Below are 16,091 nucleotides of genomic sequence, written 5' to 3'. Positions count from 1 at the left end.
AGGTCGGGGCCGGCGGCGTGGCGTCGGCTTCAGCGTCCGCGCAACCGGGGATCGACCAGCAGGTAGACCAGGTCCACCACCAGGTTGATCACCACGTACAGCACCGCGATCAGCAGCAGGTAGGCGGCGATGACCGGCACGTCCACCGCCTGGATCGAGGAGATGAACAGCAGGCCGACGCCCGGCCACTGGAACACCGTCTCGGTGACGATGGCGAAGGCGATCAGCGAGCCGATCTGCAGGCCGGCGATGGTCACCACCGGGATCAGCGTGTTGCGCAGCGCATGGCCGTAGTGGATGCGCCGCTCGGTCAGGCCACGCGCGCGGGCGAAGCGCACATAGTCGGCGCGCAGCGCCTCCAGCATCTCGGCGCGCACCAGCCGCATGATCAGGGTCAGCTTGTAGAGCGCCAGCGTGCACACCGGCATCACCAGCGAGGCCCAGCCCGAGGCGGTCAGGAAGCCGGTGGTCCAGCCGCCCACGCGCACCGTCTCGCCGCGGCCGAACGAGGGCAGCCAGCGCAGCTCGACGGCGAAGACATAGATCAGCCCGATGCCGATCAGGAAGGTCGGCAAGGACACGCCCACCAGCGAGACCGTCATCAGCGCCCGGCTGATCCAGCCATCGCGCCGGATCGCGGTGTACACGCCCAGGGCGACGCCACCCACGACCGCCAGCAGGGCGGCCACCAGGGCCAGCTCCAGGGTCGCGGGCAGGCGCTCGGCGATGACCTCGAGCACCGGACGCTTCAAGCGGTAGGAGATGCCGAAGTCGCCCTGCACGGCATGCTCGACATAGCGCAGGTACTGGACCGGCACCGGCTGGTCGAAGCCCAGCGAGGCGGTGACCGCCTGGCGCTCGGCCAGCGAGGCATCGTCGCCGAGCAGGCTGATGGTCGGGTCGCCCAGGTGCCGGAACACCAGGAACGAGATGAAGGACACCGCCAGCAGCACCAGCACGGACTGGCCCAGGCGGCGCAGCAGATGGACCAGCATCCGGTTACTTCGCCGCGACCTTCGCGTTCTTGAAGAAGATGTAGTTCATCGGGTCCACCGGGATGTCGATCCTGCGGACCATCGCATAGTCGAGCACCTGGTGGTGCAGCGGGATGTAGAGGCGCTCCTTCTGCACGGTGGTCCAGATGTCGTGGATGGCGGCGTCGCGCTTGGCCCTGTCGCTCTCGGAGGACAGGCCGGCGATCCTGGCGTCGAGCGCCGGGTTGCTGTAGCGGGTGGCGTTGGTCGGACCGCGGCCGTCCTTGCCGCGCGTGTGCACCAGGTAGTCGAAGACATAGGCCGAGTCGAAGGTCGGCACGCCCCAGCCGAACAGGTAGAAGTCGGTGTCGGCCGAATTGATGGCCGCGCTGTGGATGGCGATGGGCCGCGCCGCCACGGTGGCCTTGACGCCGATGCGGCCGAAGAAGCTCGACAGCGCGGTGCAGATCGCCTCGTCGTTGACATAGCGGTCGTTCGGGCAATGCAGCGTGATGCCGAAGCCGTTGGGATAGCCGGCATCGGCCAGCAGCTTCTTGGCCTGGGCCGCGTTGGCCTTGGGATAGGTGTCGAAAGCCTTCTCGTAGCCATGCACGAAGGGCGGCGCGATGATGCCGGTGGGCACCGACAGGCCGCGCATCACCGACTTCTGGATCGCGTCGCGGTCGATCGACAGCGCCAGCGCCTCGCGCACGCGCGGATCGGCCAGCGGATTCCTGTCCTTGACGTCGGCGTACCTGAGCGGCTCCGCGCCCACGTTCATGCCCAGGAAGATGGTGCGGTTCTCGGGGCCCTCGTTGACCCGCAGCTTGGGGTCGGCCTTCAGGCGCGCCACGTCCTGCACCGGCACGTCCTGCAGGATGTCGATCTCGCCCGACAGCAGGGCCGCCACGCGCGTGGCGGGCGACTTGATCGGCAGCAGCACCAGCTCGGTGACCTGCATCGGCGCCTCGCCCTTGCCCCAGTACTGCGGGAAGGCCTTGAACACGGTGCGGCTGTCCTGCTCGCGCGAGGCCAGCACGTAGGGGCCGGTGCCGTTCTCGTGGCGGGTGAAGTGGTTTTCCTCCTTGCTCTTCTCGTCCTGCGGCACCTCGGCCTTGTTGGCCTTGGCCCAGGCCGCGTTGACGACGAAGATGTTGACCAGGTTGTCGGGGAAGATCAGGTTGGGACCCTTGGTGCGCACCTGCACCGTCATCGCATCGGTCTTCCTCACCTCGGCCACCGAGGCCAGCAGTGCCTTCATGCCCGACGACGGCGCGCGGGCGCGGTCGAGCGAGAACACCACGTCGTCGGCGGTCAGCAGGCTGCCATCGTGGAACTTGACGCCCGGGCGCAGCTTGAATTCCCAGACCGACGGATCCGACGTCAGCTTCCAGGACGTCGCCAGTGCCGGGATGAGCTTGCCCTTGATGTCGCGCAGCACCAGCGGCTCGTAGATCTGGTGCGAGATGTTGATGTTGGTGCCGGTGTTGACCGAATGCGGATCGAGCGTGGCGGCATCGCTCGAGCGCGACCAGCGGATGGTCTCGGCCTGGACCAGGGAGGCCTGCGCGAGACCGGCGGTCAGCAATGCGACGGCGAGGAGTTTGCGGATCATGGAGGGGCCCTCGTGGCGGATGGGGAAATCGGGTGGAGGCGGACGGGGCGGGGTGCCCGGTTTCCGCGTCGCACGATTTGTACCATCGATACGAAAGCTCTCTCCTGTGCGCTCGCTCCGTCAGCGCCAGTCGGCCGGCAGGACCGAGAGCATGTCATCGTCGATCAGGGTCTCGTGGCGCACCACCGGTTCGCGGTCGAGCAGCTTGCGCCGGTCGGCCGGATCGATCGAGGGTTGCATGTGCGTGACGTCGACATAGCGGCGCAGCAGGTCCATCGAGGTCCAGATCGAGACCACCGCCACCTCGATCGAGCCATCGCCCAGGTCGCGGAAGACCGCCGTCGCGCGTTCGTTGCCCGGCGCGGCATTCATCTCCCTGAGCTTGGTGGTCTCGAGATAGGTCCGGCACTCCTCGAGCAGATCCTTGCGGATCCAGAAGGTCCAGGTTCGCAGGATCTTCTCCTGCCGCGGACCCCGCGCGGTCTCGGTCATCAGCATCCTTTCCGTCACTTGGATCCGCCGTTTCGTTGTCTCCGAACGGGATCGACCGGGCCTGCCGGCACGCCCTCAGCCCATCTGCGCACGCCGCGCCGCGCCTTGGCGCTCGAGCATCCAGCCCGGGTATTCGGCCGGCAGCCGGCTCGCTTCGCCGATGGCGTCGAGCTCGGCCGGGGTCAGTTTCACTTCGGTGGCACCGATGTTGTCGGCCAGCTGTTCCGGCCGCTTGGCGCCGACGATGACGCTGGTGACCTGCGGCTGGTGCAGCAGCCAGGCCAGCGCGATGCGGGCGACCGAGATGCCGCGCGCCTCGGCCATGGGACGCATCACGTCGACGGCACCGAACGCACGGTCCTTGTCGACCGGCGGGAAATCGAATTGCGCGCGGCGGTCGCCGGGGGCGCCGGGCTGGTCGCGGCCGTACTTGCCGCTGAGCAGGCCACCGGCCAGCGGGCTCCAGACCATCAGGCCGACGCCTTCGCTGCGCAGCATCGGGATCAGTTCCCGCTCCAGGTCGCGGCCGGCCACGGTGTAGTAGGCCTGCAACGATTCGAAGCGCGCCAGGCCCAGCCGCTCCGAGATGCCCAGCGCCTTGGCGATCTGCCAGGCGGCCCAGTTGGAGACGCCGATGTAGCGCACGTGGCCGTGGCGCACCAGCTGGTCGAGCGCGCGCAGGGTCTCCTCGATCGGCGTGGCCGGATCGAAGCCGTGGACCTGGTAGAGATCGATGTGGTCGAGCTGCAGCCGCGCCAGACTGCGTTTGACGCCATCGAGGATGTGGCTGCGCGTCAGGCCACGGCTGTTGGGACCCGGGCCGGTCTCGCCGAACACCTTGGTGGCGACGACGACGCTGTCGCGCGGCACCTTCAGGTTCTTCAGTGCGCGGCCGGTGATCTCCTCCGACTGGCCACCGGAGTAGACATCGGCGGTGTCGATGAAATTGATGCCGGCATCCAATGCCTGACCGACCAGCCGCTCGGCGTCGGCCTGCTGCAGGTCGCCGATCTTGCTCCACATCTCGCCGCTGCCGCCGAAGGTCATGGTGCCCAGGCAGAGTTCCGAAACGAACAGGCCGGTGCGGCCGAGAGGGTGATTGCGCATGGTGAGGGTTCCTTGTCGTTTCATCGGAGATCGCACAGGGCGGACGGCCCGCGAGCCGGTCGTGAATGCCTTGTGTAACGAGGATTGCAGTGAAATCGTGCAAAGTTGTGCACTAAATCATTAGAAGCATGACGGATAAGTAGTACGAAGGCTTGTAGGTTCAGACGAGGCGCTTTCCAATGGAATGTCGCGAGACCTCAAAAAAACCATCCAACAACGAGGTCGAAGCACTGGAGATACGCCATGTCGGCACAGTTGTCTTTTCCTTCCTCGCTGTCCCCTCTGCGCGTCGTCGCCGAGCGGGTGGCCGACTTCGTGAGCATCCGGGGCGTGCGCCTGCTGATGGACCAGCTGGTCGATGCCTCGTTCTTCACGCCCGAGGCCACGCAGCGCCTGCGCGAGCAGCTGTTCGCGGCCACGCCCTTTCCCCACCTGGTCATCGAGGGCCTGTTCAACCCCGCCCTGCTCGAGCTCGTGCGCGAGGAGTTCGACGGCCACGCCGCCGAGGCCTGGAAGGACGTCAAGAGCGGCTACGAGTCCACGCGCCGCTCGCAGCTGGGCGCCGCGCTCGGGCCGGCCTCCCAGATCTACTTCAACATCCTGGAGTCGGGCTGGTTCACCCGCTGGCTCTCGGAGGTCACCGCCACGCCCTATCTCCTGACCGATCCGCAGCGCTTCGGCGGCGGCCTCCACGAGAGCCAGGTGGGCGGCGCCTTCGCCATCCATCGCGACTTCAACTACCACCCCCACGTCGGGCTGAAGAACGAGATGGTGTGCATCACCTACCTCAACCACGACTGGCAGGACGCCTGGGGCGGGGTGCTGGAACTGTGGAACGCCAAGGACGGCCAGTGCCAGGCGCGCGTGCGCCCGGAGTTCGGCCACACGCTGATCCTGCCGCACGGCCCGGCGAGCTTCCACGGCCACCCCGGGCCGCTGTGCCCGCCCGAGGGCGTCAAGCGCCGCTCGGTGGCCGCGTACTTCTACACCAGCCCCAAGGCCGGCCAGCAGGACCCCGAGGAGGCGGTGTCGATCTTCATGCACACGCGCCGCGCCGACCGCCTGAAGAAGGCCGTGCGCCTCATGACCCCGCCGGTCATCTGGCGCGCCGTCAAGCGACTCAAGCGCCGCTGACCTACAGCCTCCCGGGAGAGACGCGGCGGCGGTGGCGATGCCGGGGGCGCCTTACTGCTTGACGGCCTCGATCTGCGCCACGATGCGCACGTTCTTGGGGAAGCCGTACTGCACGCCATAGTCGACGCCGAACTGGGTGCGGTCGATGGTGGCCTCGAAATCGCCACCGCAGACCTCGCGCTTGAGCATCGGGCTCTGATAGCAGGCGAACTGGTTGGCCTTGAAGGTCGCCGGCTGCGTCTTGCCCTTGATCGTCAGGTCGCCCGAGACCGACACCAGCTTGTCGCCTTCGAAGATGAACTTGTCGCCGACGAATTTGGCGGTCGGGAACTTGGCCGCGTCGAAGATGTCGGCGCTCTGCAGGTGCTTGTCGAACGGCGCCACGCCGGTATTGATCGACGTGGTGTCGATCGTCAGTTCGACCTTGCCGGTCCTGGCGGCCTTGTCGAGCTGCACGGTGCCTTCCTTCTTGTCGAAGCGGCCGCGGTTCACGCTGGCGCCGAAATGGCTGATCTCGAACGTGGCGAAGGTGTGGGTCGGATCGACGGCATAGGTGGCGGTCTGGGCATGGACGGCGTGGCCGGCGAAGGAGGCCACGGCGGCGAGGGCGAGGAGGGATTTGCGCATGTCGGCTGTCTCAGGGTGAAGGGGAAAAGGGAAGGGGAAAAAGGGTGGGGAGGGACGCCGGCGGCGCGGACGGGACCGGCCACCACGGTGGATCAGATCTTGCCGACGCCGGTCAGCGCGAGCTTGAAGTTGACCTGGACGTCGTCGGCCACCATCGAAGTGTCGGCCCACTCGTTCTCGCCGATCTTGAAGGCCAGCCGCTTGATGGGGAAACTGCCGGTGGCCATGGTGGTGGCGCCGTTCTGCGTCATGGTCACGGGCACCGTCACGTCCTGCGACGATCCCTTGATGCTGAGCTTGCCGGCGACCTCGTAGCGGCCGGCGCCGACCGCCTTGATGGCGGTGGACTGGAAGGTGGCCTGCGGGAACTTCGGCACGTTGAACCAGGGCGCCTTGGGCAGTTCGGCATCGGACTCCTTCACGCCCAGGGTCGCGCTGCCGGTGTCGATCGTGAACGAGACCTTGCTGGTCGCCAGCTTGGCCGGATCGAATGCCACCTGGGCATCGAATTTCCTGAACCTGCCTTCGACCGGCACGCCCATCTGCTTGCTCACGAAGGTGATCTGGCTCTGGGCCGGCACCAGGGCCTGCTGCGCGAAGGCGGGCAGGCCCGCCAGCAGCGCCACGGATGCCAGCACCAGGGTGGTCAAGGGATTCGAATGTTTCATGGAGTCGCGATGTCGTTCGTTGAAGAAATGGGAATCAGCGCCGCCCGGGCAGCATGCGCCACAGCAGTCCGTCGCGCCGGATGAACTGGTGCTGCACCACCGCCGCCACGTGCAGGGCGACCAGTGCCGCCAGGGTGTAGGCCGTGATCCAGTGCCAGGGCTTGAGTGCCTCGGCGAGCGCGGGATCCACGGGCACGAAGCTCGGCAGCGGCAGCAGGCCCAGGAAGACGATCGGGAAGCCCGCCGCCGAGCTGTAGGCCCAGCCCACCAGCGGGACGACGAAGAACAGGGCATACAGCAGGCCATGCGTGCCGTGATGGGCGATGTGCTGCCAATGCGGCATGGCCGATGCGACTGGCGCCGGCAGGGCGGGCGGACGGTGGCCGAGTCGCCAGAGCAGGCGCAGCATCGCCAGCGCCAGGACGCAGACACCTGCCCACTTGTGCCAGTTGTAGAGCTTGAGCCGCTGCATGGAGAACGGCAGCCCCGTCATGTAGAGGCCGACGGCGAACATGCCCACCAGCGCGATGGCCATCAGCCAGTGCAGGGCGATGGCCATGGACCCGTAGCGGGCCGGTCGGAGCGTGGGCAGGGGCATGGCGGAAGGTTCGGAGCGTCAGGTGGGGTGCGATGCGCGGAGGCACTGCGGTCGCCGCAGTCTACGGGGCGTCGGCACCCCCGGTTTCAATCCGCTTGACGCTACGGTTCGAATTTTTTGAATCCCGGACGGGGGCGGCTCATGGGATCGCTGTGGCACGCCCCAGCCCGACGCCGGCTTCCCCGGACCATCGGGCTCGGCGATTTCCATAGTGATTTGTTCGTCGTTTCAAGGAAATTTCGAACATTAATTCGTTCCTGCGAGCGGCAACATGGCCGCATCACCAAGAAGCCGCCCATGTCCGAACACGAAATCGCCGCGTCCCATGTCTTCGACCACTTCGCCGATGGCCTGGGCGATCCGCCCGCGTTCCGGCGTCGCATCACGCAGGCCTATCGGCTGCCCGAGCAGGAAGCCATTCCCCCGCTGCTGGAGGCCGCGCGCCTGCCGGTGGCCGCCGCGGCCGAGACCCGCGCACTGGCGCTTCGCCTCGCCCGGCAACTGCGCGAGCGCAAGGCCTCGACCGGGCGCGCCGGGCTGGTGCAGGGCCTGCTGCAGGAATACGCCCTGTCGTCGCAGGAGGGCGTCGCCCTGATGTGCCTGGCCGAAGCCCTGCTCCGCATCCCGGACGCCGCCACCCGTGATGCCCTGATCCGCGACAAGATCGCGAACGGCCATTGGCAGTCGCACGCCGGGCGCAGTCCCTCCCTGTTCGTCAATGCCGCGACCTGGGGCCTGCTGCTGACCGGCAAGCTGGTGGCGACCCACAGCGAGACCGGACTCTCGACCGTGCTGACCCGCCTGATCGGCAAGGGCGGCGAACCGCTCATCCGCAAGGGCGTCGACATGGCCATGCGGATGATGGGCGAGCAGTTCGTGACCGGCGAGACGATCGGGCAGGCCCTCGACCATGCGAAGACGCTGGAAGCGCGGGGCTTCCGCTACTCCTACGACATGCTGGGCGAGGCGGCGTTGACCGCCCACGACGCGCAGCGCTACCGCGTCGCCTACGAGGAGGCGATCGAGGCCATCGGCCGGGCCGCCGCCGGACGCGGCGTGTACGAGGGACCGGGCATCTCCATCAAGCTGTCCGCCCTGCATCCCCGCTACGGCCGGGCGCAGTACCGGCGCGTGATGACCGAGCTGTATCCGGTGCTGCGCGACCTCGCGCTGCTGGCGCGGCGCCACGACATCGGACTCAACATCGATGCCGAGGAGGCCGACCGGCTGGAGCTGTCCCTCGATCTGCTCGAGCGCCTGTGCTTCGAGCCGGCGCTGGCCGGCTGGAATGGCATCGGCTTCGTCCTCCAGGCCTACCAGAAGCGCTGTCCGCGCGTGATCGACCACGTGATCGATCTCGGCCGCCGCAGCCGGCACCGGCTCATGATCCGCCTGGTGAAGGGCGCGTACTGGGACAGCGAGATCAAGCGCGCGCAGATCGACGGCCAGACCGACTTCCCCGTCTTCACCCGCAAGGCCCACACCGATGTGTCCTACCTGGCCTGCGCCCGCCAGCTGCTGGCCGCGCCCGATGCGGTGTATCCGCAGTTCGCCACCCACAACGCGCACACGCTCGCGGCGATCCACGTGATGGCCGACCCGGCGACCTGGCATCCCGGCCAGTACGAGTTCCAGTGCCTCCACGGCATGGGCGAGCCGCTCTACGAGCAGGTGGTGGGAGCCACGGCCGCCGGCCGGCTCGACCGGCCCTGCCGCATCTACGCGCCGGTGGGCACGCACGAGACATTGCTGGCCTACCTGGTGCGCCGGCTGCTGGAGAACGGCGCGAATACGTCCTTCGTCAACCGGATCGCCGACCCGACGATCGCGCTCGAGACCCTGGTCGAGGATCCCGTCGAGACCGTCGAACGGATGGGCCGCGACGAGGGCGCCGTCGGCCTGCCGCATGCATCGATTCCGCTGCCGCCGACGTTGTACGGCGCGCGGCGCCGGAATTCGAAGGGGCTGGACCTGTCGAACGAGGACACGCTGCGCGCGCTCGGCCAGGCGCTGGCGGCCAGTGCCACGCGCCGGTGGTCGGCATCACCCCCGCCGGGGGGTGCGACCGATGGGGAGGCGGCCGCGCCGGCCTGGCGGCCGGTGATCAATCCGGCCGATCATCGCGACGTGGTCGGACAGGTGAGGGAAGCCACGCTCGCGGACGTGGAGCGGGCGCTGGCGCGGGCCGGTGACATCGCGGCGCCATGGGCCGCCATGGAACCGTCCCGGCGCGCCGATCTGCTCGACCAGGCCGCCGATGCGCTGGAGGCGCGCCTGCCGGAGCTGCTCGGGCTGCTGGCCCGCGAAGCCGGCAAGACCTACGCCAATGGCATCGCCGAGGTCCGGGAGGCCGTCGATTTCCTGCGCTTCTATGCCCTCCAGGCGCGCACCGATTTCCGCAACGACACCCACCGGGCACTGGGTCCGATGGTGTGCATCAGCCCGTGGAACTTCCCGCTGGCCATCTTCGTCGGCCAGGTGGCCGCGGCGCTGGCCGCCGGCAATCCGGTCCTGGCGAAGCCGGCCGAACAGACGCCGCTGGTGGCCGCCGAGGCGGTGCGCCTGCTGTGGGCCGCCGGCGTGCCGCGCGACGCGTTGCAGTTGCTGCCGGGTGCCGGCGAGACCGTGGGCGCCGCGCTGGTCGCCGATGCGCGCGTCCAGGGCGTCATGTTCACCGGTTCGACCGAGGTCGCCCGCATCCTGCAGAAGACCCTCTCCGGGCGCCTGGGCGCGGGGGGCCGGCCGGTCCCGCTGATCGCCGAGACCGGCGGCCAGAACGCCATGATCGTCGACTCCTCGGCGCTGGTGGAGCAGGTGGTGATCGATGTCATGGCTTCGGCGTTCGACAGCGCCGGCCAGCGCTGCTCGGCCCTGCGCGTGCTGTGCGTGCAGGAGGAGGCCGCCGACCGCGTGATCGGGATGCTCAAGGGCGCCATGGCCGAGGCCCAGGTCGGCGACCCGGCCCGGCTGGACGTGGACATCGGTCCGGTGATCGATGCCGACGCCCGCGATGGCATCGAGAGCCACATCGAGGCCCTGCGCGCCAAGGGCCGCGACGTGTTCCGCCAGGGTCGCGAGCTCGACGGCGCCACGCGGCACGGCACCTATGTCATGCCCACGCTGATCGAGCTCGACAGCCTGTCCGAACTCCGGCGCGAGATCTTCGGCCCCGTCCTGCACGTGGTGCGCTATCGCCGCCGCGACCTGGGCGCGCTGCTCGGCCAGATCAACGCGACCGGCTATGGCCTGACGCTCGGTGTCCACACCCGCATCGACGAGACCATCGCCCAGGTCGTCGAGGCCGCCCATGCGGGCAATGTCTATGTCAACCGGAACATGGTGGGCGCCGTGGTGGGCGTGCAGCCCTTCGGCGGCGAAGGCCTGTCCGGGACGGGGCCGAAGGCGGGTGGTCCGCTGTACATGTTGCGCATGCTGTCGCGCCGCCCGGACGATGCGCTGTCGCGGACCTGCGGGACCGTGGAGCCGGAGGACGTCGGCCAGACCACGGTCGTGCCCCGGACCCCCGCGCTCGACGCGCTCGCGGCCTGGGCCGGGCGGTCCGGAGGAAGTGCCCTGTCGCAGGCCTGCGCCCGGTTCGCGCAGGCCGGCCACGGCGGCTGCTCGCGCACCCTGAGCGGACCCACGGGAGAGCGCAACGTCTACACGCTGCTGCCGCGCCAGGCCGTCCTGTGCCTGGCGCGGGACCCGTCGGACCGCTTGGTCCAGCTGGCGGCCGTGCTGGCCGTGGGCAGCACGGCGGTATGGCCGGCCACCGCGGACAGCCAGGACCTGGTCGCCAGGCTGCCGCCCGCCGTGCGCGAAGCGATCGTCCTGGCCCAGGACTGGCGGGCTCCGGCGGTCGGCTTCGATGCGGTGCTCCACCATGGCGAAGCCGACTCGCTCCTGCCGGTCCTGCAGACGCTGGCCGCCAGGGAGGGTCCGATCATCGGCGTGCGCACGCTGCTTCCCGGCGCGACCGACATTCCGCTCGAGGCCCTGGTGATCGAGCGCTCGCTCAGCGTGAACACCGCGGCGGCGGGCGGCAACGCCAGCCTGATGACGATCGGCTGACGCGGTCGGGGCCGGCTCAGGGATGCCAGCCCATGCCGTGGTCGAGCACCCAGAGCGCGACGCTGATGGTCGCGAAGGACAGCACGGTGGCCAGCAGCAGCGCGGCCGCGCACAGCTCCTCGAAGCCGTATTTCTGCGCCAGGATCGGATAGATGCTGAGCATGGGCGTGGCGGCGAACACCACCGCCGCCGCCCGCAGGGCGGGATCGTCGGGCGGCAGCAGCCACATCATGGCGCCGACGGCCAGCGGGTGCAGCAGCAGCTTGCCCAGCGCGATGGACGTGACGTCGCGGCGCATGCCCCGGGTCCGGAGGCCGACCAATGTGCCACCGATGACGAACAGCGACACCGCCGCCGACGACATCGCCAGCATGTTGATCGAGCGCGCCAGCACGCCATTGATGGTGACGCCCGTGAGCGAGACGGCGACGCCGCCGAGGATCGCCAGGATGACCGGATTGCGCGAGAGCTGGGCGAGCGACTGCAGCAGGATGCGCTGCCAGCGGCCCTTGCCGGCATGCCCGCTGTCGGCCATGACCAGCGTCAGCGGGATCATCACCAGGTTCTCCACCAGCATGCACATCGCCAGGCCGACCGCCGCCGGCGCCGGGCCGGCGACCAGGATCGCGATCGGGTAGCCGATGAAACCGCTGTTGGAGCTGGAGACGCCCAGCCCGCACAAGGCGCTCAGGGTGAAGCTCTTGCCCTGCCGGCGCCAGGCCCACAGCAGTCCCGCCGCCATCATGAGCAGCGAGCCGACCGCGTAGCCCAGCAGGTAGCGGCCGTTCAGGACCTCGCCGACCGGTCGCTGCGACAGCGCGGTGAAGACCAGCGCCGGCAGCGCGAAGCGGACCACGTAGGTGCCCAGCACGCGCATGTCGGGCTTGCTGAAGACGAGATGCCCCGCCGCGAAGCCCAGCGCGATGACGACATAGATGGGGCCGGTGATGGCGAAGGTCTGGAGCATGGACGGTCGGTCCGGGGCCTCGTCGGGGTCCCGGGGGGGAAGGGGTGACGGCATGACGCGGTGGCTCGCACGGCGCGGGTACGGGTTTCTACCACCCGGTGCTCGCCCCCTGGGGAAAGCCATAGGTCGCGCGCGGCGCCGGCGCGTCGCTCGCGGCCGACGACGTCGGATACTTGCCGAGCAGGCCCATGGAAGGCGCGTCGCGCGCGCCGCCGTGGTGGTTCCCGCCTTCCCTTCCCATCTTCCGACAAAGACATTCAAGGCACTTCCATGATGATCACCGAGACATCCCCGGCTTCCCGGGCCGGCACCGCCACCGCGCCCGCCACCAGCCTGCGCGACCAGGTCAGCGCCGAGGAATGGCGCACGCGCGTCGATCTCGCCGCGGCCTACCGGCTCGTCGCCCTGTTCGGCTGGGACGACCTGGTCTTCACCCACATCACCGCCAAGGTGCCGGGCACGCCGCACTTCCTCATCAATCCCTATGGCGCGATGTTCGAGGAGATCACGGCTTCCAGCCTGGTGAAGATCGACATCGATGGCAACAAGGTGCCGCCGCTGTCGGATGAATCGGTCAATCCCGCCGGCTTCGTCATCCACAGCTGCATCCATGGCGCGCGCGACGACGCCCATTGCGTGCTGCACACGCATTCGCTCAATGGCGTCGCCGTCTCGGCGCAGAAGGGCGGCCTGCTGCCGATCTCGCAGTTCGCCATGTCGGTGCTGCTGTCGATCTCGTATCACGACTACGAGGGCTTCGCGGTGGACGACGACGAGAAGCCGCGCCTGGTGCGCGATCTCGGCCGTTCCCAGCACCTGATGCTGCGCAGCCATGGCCTGCTCACGGTGGGCAAATCGGTCGCCGATGCCTTCATCGCGATGCATCGCTTCGAGGCCGCCTGCATGGCGCAGATCCGGGCGCAGTCCGGCGGTGGCGAACTGATCGAGATCCCGGAGAGCGTGCTGGGCCGGGCGCGCGAACAACTGGTGAAGGTGCGCAATGGACGCGGCGCGGATCTGGTCTGGCCCGGCCTGCTGCGCCGGCTGGACCGGCGCATGCCCGGCTACGACACGTGAGGCGCGGCTGCGCGGCGGCCAGCGAGCGAGGCGCCTCGGGGGGTGCCGCGACGTCGACGACGTCAGGGGAGGGCGTCCCCGGGTTGCCTGATGCATCGGGCATGGCCTCCGGTGCGCGCCCCATGGGGATCTGCTCGGTCGGGTGGTTCGCCGACCCATCGCGATCTCCTCGCGCCGCTGGCAGCGGCCCCGGGTCGCAGGGTTCCTTGCTGTAGGACGACGACGCGAGATGCGCAGCGGGGTGATCGCATCGGCGAGGCGCCCTTACGATATTCGTATCGTCGGCGTGGCCGACTCTTCGCCGGAACGCTCTTCGTTCCGAGACCTGGGCGCCAGTGATCTGGTGTGCGTGTCGGTGTCTCGACCCGTGCCGCCCAGGGTGCCATGTGCCCGCATCCGATCGGCACGAGGCACATCCTCACGATCCAGTCGCTGCATGGTTTTTTCCATCTCGCTTGCGGGGACGCGTGCGTTCGCGCGGTTGGATCATGAACAGGAACCTTCATGACCGACTCCACCACGCCCGAAAACCGTGCCCTTCTCGCCGGCTCGCGCCGCCACTTCCTCGGCACCGCCAGCGCGACGACCGCCGGCGCCGCCCTGGCTCCCTTGCTGATGGCCCAGAACGCGGCCGCCCAACCCGCCACGGTGCCGGCGCCGCCGGTCGCCGCGCCGCCCGGCGACAAGGTCCAGGACCTGGCCCGCGACACCTCGGTCGATGCGGGCCAGGCGCTGACGTCCAACCAGGGCCTCAGGATCGCGGACAACCAGAACACCCTCAAGGCCGGTGTCCGAGGACCCGCACTGCTGGAAGACCAGTTGTTTCGGGAGAAGATGACGGCCTTCGACCACGAGCGCATTCCCGAGCGGGTGGTGCACGCCCGCGGGGCGGCGGCTCATGGCGTCTTCGAGACCTATGCGTCGCAGGCCGCGCTCACGCGCGCCGACTTCCTGAGCGCTGGTGGCAAGAAGACGCCGGTCTTCGTGCGCTTCTCGACCGTGGCGGGCTCGCGTGGCTCGGCCGATACCGCGCGCGATGTGCGCGGCTTCGCGGTCAAGTTCTACACCGACGAAGGCAACTACGACCTGGTGGGCAACAACATGCCCGTGTTCTTCATCCAGGATGCGATCAAGTTCCCCGACCTGATCCATGCGGCCAAGCCCGAGGCCGACCGGGAGATCCCGCAGGCATCGACGGCCCACGACACCTTCTGGGATTTCATCTCGCTGATGCCCGAGTCCACGCACATGGTCATGTGGATCATGTCGGACCGTGCCCTGCCGCGCTCCTACGCGATGATGGAAGGCTTCGGCGTCCATTCGTTCCGCCTGGTGAATGCCCAGGGCACCAGCCGGTTGGTGAAGTTCCACTGGAAGCCGCTCAAGGGCGTGCATGGCCTGGCGTGGGACGAGGCGCAGAAGCTGGCGGGCAAGGATCCCGATTTCCATCGCCGTGACCTGGCCGATGCCATCGCCGCGGGGAACTTCCCTCAGTGGGAGCTCGGCGTGCAGGTGGTGGAGGAGGCGGACGCCAACCGCTTCGGCTTCGATCTCCTGGACTCGACCAAGCTGATCCCGGAGGAGCTGGTGCCGGTGCGCCCGATCGGCAAGATGACGCTCAATCGAAATCCCGACAACTACTTCGCCGAGACCGAGCAGGTGGCCTTCCATACCGGCAACCTGGTGCCCGGCATCGACGTCACCGAAGATCCGCTGCTGCAGGGTCGCATGTTCTCGTATGTCGATACCCAGCTGACGCGCCTGGGCGGGCCCAACTTCCACGAGATCCCCATCAACCGGGCGATCGCGCCGGTGCACAACATGAACCGCGACGGCTTCCATCGGCAGACCATCGCCAAGGGCCGCGTCAACTACGAGCCCAGCTCCATCGACGTGCCGCCGATCCGCGAGGTGCCGGCCTCGCGCGGCGGCTTCGCCACGGCGCAGGTGCCGGTCGGCGGCATGAAGCTGCGCCATCGTTCGGAGACCTTCGCCGACCATTACTCGCAAGCCACCTTGTTCTGGCAGAGCCAGACCCCGCCCGAGCAACAGCACATCGTCGAGGCGCTGCAATTCGAGCTGGGCAAGCTGACGGTGCAGGCGGTGCGCATGCGCATGCTGGCCAACCTGGCCAACGTCGACCGCGATCTGGTGGCGCGGGTCGCCACGGTCCTGGGCGTGACGGTGCCGGTGGCCAGCCCACGCAACGGAAACAAGCGTTATGCACCCTCGCCGATGCTGTCGATGATCGCGCGGGGCAACCCCAAGGGCGTCGTTGGCCGCAAGGTCGCCATCCTGGCCGCCGATGGCGTGGACGGCGATGGCCTGCAGGCGGCCAGGGCCGAGCTGGTGCGTGCCGGCGTGACGGTGAAGGTACTGGCGCCGCACCTGGGCAGCTTGCGCTCGGCCAGCGGCGCGGCGGTGGCGGTGGACGACCTGATCGTCACCATGCCCTCGGTGGTGTTCGACGCGGTGCTGGTGGCGGGCGGCGCCCAGAGCGTGCAGACCTTGCGCGCGTCGGGCGACGCCATCGACCATGTGCGCGAGGCGTTCCGCCATGCCAAGCCGCTGGGCGCGCTGGGCGATGGCGCCGGACTGTTGGCCGCCGCCGGCATCGCCGTGTCGGGCGCCAAGGTACCGGGAGTGAGCGTGGCAAGCCAGCCGGCCGATCTCGCCCAGGGTTTCATGGCCGACATGGCCCTGCATCGCCACTGGGACCGTGCGGTCCGAAGTGCCCTGGCCGTCTGACCATCGAGTCGCG

At 68.8% G+C, this 16,091-nt stretch carries 12 protein-coding genes; 4 read left to right on the top strand and 8 right to left on the bottom strand.

Annotated features, from left to right (window positions below; translation table 11 throughout):
* Nucleotides 1–29: 29 nt before the first annotated feature.
* The 4 genes from AC1MLT_RS19710 to AC1MLT_RS19695 all read right to left on the bottom strand — a co-directional run bounded on the left by AC1MLT_RS19710 (nucleotide 30) and on the right by AC1MLT_RS19695 (nucleotide 4,188).
* A complete protein-coding gene (locus AC1MLT_RS19710) occupies nucleotides 30–995 on the bottom strand; it encodes an ABC transporter permease (RefSeq protein ID WP_481035900.1) in 966 nt (321 codons plus the stop codon).
* 4 nt (nucleotides 996–999) lie between these two features.
* Nucleotides 1,000–2,589 carry an ABC transporter substrate-binding protein gene (locus tag AC1MLT_RS19705; RefSeq protein WP_481035898.1) on the bottom strand — a complete coding sequence of 530 codons (1,590 nt, stop codon included), beginning with the start codon at nucleotides 2,587–2,589 and terminating at the stop codon, nucleotides 1,000–1,002.
* A 120-nt stretch (nucleotides 2,590–2,709) separates the two neighbouring features.
* Nucleotides 2,710–3,081, bottom strand: coding sequence for a hypothetical protein (locus AC1MLT_RS19700; RefSeq protein ID WP_481035897.1), 372 nt, complete (start codon nucleotides 3,079–3,081; stop codon nucleotides 2,710–2,712).
* A gap of 75 nt (nucleotides 3,082–3,156) precedes the next feature.
* Entirely contained in the window at nucleotides 3,157–4,188 is a 1,032-nt protein-coding gene (locus tag AC1MLT_RS19695; RefSeq protein ID WP_481035896.1) for an aldo/keto reductase, read from the bottom strand.
* Between the two features lie 243 nt (nucleotides 4,189–4,431).
* Between AC1MLT_RS19695 and AC1MLT_RS19690 the strand changes: the two genes are divergently transcribed.
* Nucleotides 4,432–5,322 (top strand): 2OG-Fe(II) oxygenase, encoded by an 891-nt coding sequence (locus tag AC1MLT_RS19690; protein ID WP_481035895.1) that lies wholly within the window; start codon nucleotides 4,432–4,434, stop codon nucleotides 5,320–5,322.
* A 51-nt stretch (nucleotides 5,323–5,373) separates the two neighbouring features.
* On the opposite strand, the gene AC1MLT_RS19685 is transcribed toward AC1MLT_RS19690, so the two are convergent.
* The 3 genes from AC1MLT_RS19685 to AC1MLT_RS19675 form a co-directional block, all read right to left on the bottom strand.
* The gene (locus AC1MLT_RS19685) at nucleotides 5,374–5,949 is read right to left on the bottom strand and encodes a YceI family protein (protein ID WP_481035893.1); all 576 of its coding nucleotides are present in this window, start codon (nucleotides 5,947–5,949) and stop codon (nucleotides 5,374–5,376) included.
* A gap of 92 nt (nucleotides 5,950–6,041) precedes the next feature.
* Nucleotides 6,042–6,617 carry a YceI family protein gene (locus tag AC1MLT_RS19680; protein WP_481035892.1) on the bottom strand — a complete coding sequence of 192 codons (576 nt, stop codon included), beginning with the start codon at nucleotides 6,615–6,617 and terminating at the stop codon, nucleotides 6,042–6,044.
* Between the two features lie 34 nt (nucleotides 6,618–6,651).
* On the bottom strand, nucleotides 6,652–7,215 hold the full coding sequence (locus AC1MLT_RS19675) for a cytochrome b (protein WP_481035891.1): 564 nt from the start codon (nucleotides 7,213–7,215) through the stop codon (nucleotides 6,652–6,654).
* 297 nt (nucleotides 7,216–7,512) lie between these two features.
* Here AC1MLT_RS19675 and putA point away from each other — a divergent pair, with 297 nt between their 5' ends.
* Nucleotides 7,513–11,286: a trifunctional transcriptional regulator/proline dehydrogenase/L-glutamate gamma-semialdehyde dehydrogenase gene (gene putA, locus AC1MLT_RS19670; RefSeq protein WP_481035890.1), complete on the top strand. Its 3,774-nt coding sequence runs from the start codon at nucleotides 7,513–7,515 to the stop codon at nucleotides 11,284–11,286.
* 16 nt (nucleotides 11,287–11,302) lie between these two features.
* Here the strand turns inward: putA and AC1MLT_RS19665 are convergent, their stop codons facing one another.
* On the bottom strand, nucleotides 11,303–12,253 hold the full coding sequence (locus AC1MLT_RS19665; RefSeq protein ID WP_481035889.1) for an AEC family transporter: 951 nt from the start codon (nucleotides 12,251–12,253) through the stop codon (nucleotides 11,303–11,305).
* A 270-nt stretch (nucleotides 12,254–12,523) separates the two neighbouring features.
* On the opposite strand from AC1MLT_RS19665, the gene AC1MLT_RS19660 reads away from it, so the two are divergent.
* Nucleotides 12,524–13,330: a class II aldolase/adducin family protein gene (locus AC1MLT_RS19660; RefSeq protein ID WP_481035887.1), complete on the top strand. Its 807-nt coding sequence runs from the start codon at nucleotides 12,524–12,526 to the stop codon at nucleotides 13,328–13,330.
* Between the two features lie 615 nt (nucleotides 13,331–13,945).
* Nucleotides 13,946–16,078 (top strand): catalase, encoded by a 2,133-nt coding sequence (locus AC1MLT_RS19655; RefSeq protein WP_481036418.1) that lies wholly within the window; start codon nucleotides 13,946–13,948, stop codon nucleotides 16,076–16,078.
* Nucleotides 16,079–16,091 lie beyond the last annotated feature (13 nt).

The organism is Variovorax sp. PEI5 (assembly GCF_056679935.1).
The sequence above is the reverse complement of the archived record's forward strand: the minus strand, read 5'-3'. Positions and strand labels throughout refer to the sequence as shown.

Excerpts from the sequence above, each read along its gene's own strand:
- AC1MLT_RS19685 (WP_481035893.1), bottom strand. The coding sequence starts at position 5,949 with ATGCGCAAATCCCTCCTCGCCCTCGCCGCCGTGGCCTCCTTCGCCGGC.
- AC1MLT_RS19665 (WP_481035889.1), bottom strand. The coding sequence starts at position 12,253 with ATGCTCCAGACCTTCGCCATCACCGGCCCCATCTATGTCGTCATCGCG.
- AC1MLT_RS19700 (WP_481035897.1), bottom strand. The coding sequence starts at position 3,081 with ATGACCGAGACCGCGCGGGGTCCGCGGCAGGAGAAGATCCTGCGAACC.
- AC1MLT_RS19705 (WP_481035898.1), bottom strand. The coding sequence starts at position 2,589 with ATGATCCGCAAACTCCTCGCCGTCGCATTGCTGACCGCCGGTCTCGCG.
- AC1MLT_RS19690 (WP_481035895.1), top strand. The coding sequence starts at position 4,432 with ATGTCGGCACAGTTGTCTTTTCCTTCCTCGCTGTCCCCTCTGCGCGTC.
- AC1MLT_RS19710 (WP_481035900.1), bottom strand. The coding sequence starts at position 995 with ATGCTGGTCCATCTGCTGCGCCGCCTGGGCCAGTCCGTGCTGGTGCTG.
- AC1MLT_RS19660 (WP_481035887.1), top strand. The coding sequence starts at position 12,524 with ATGATGATCACCGAGACATCCCCGGCTTCCCGGGCCGGCACCGCCACC.
- AC1MLT_RS19680 (WP_481035892.1), bottom strand. The coding sequence starts at position 6,617 with ATGAAACATTCGAATCCCTTGACCACCCTGGTGCTGGCATCCGTGGCG.
- AC1MLT_RS19675 (WP_481035891.1), bottom strand. The coding sequence starts at position 7,215 with ATGCCCCTGCCCACGCTCCGACCGGCCCGCTACGGGTCCATGGCCATC.
- AC1MLT_RS19655 (WP_481036418.1), top strand. The coding sequence starts at position 13,946 with ATGGCCCAGAACGCGGCCGCCCAACCCGCCACGGTGCCGGCGCCGCCG.
- AC1MLT_RS19695 (WP_481035896.1), bottom strand. The coding sequence starts at position 4,188 with ATGCGCAATCACCCTCTCGGCCGCACCGGCCTGTTCGTTTCGGAACTC.
- putA (WP_481035890.1), top strand. The coding sequence starts at position 7,513 with ATGTCCGAACACGAAATCGCCGCGTCCCATGTCTTCGACCACTTCGCC.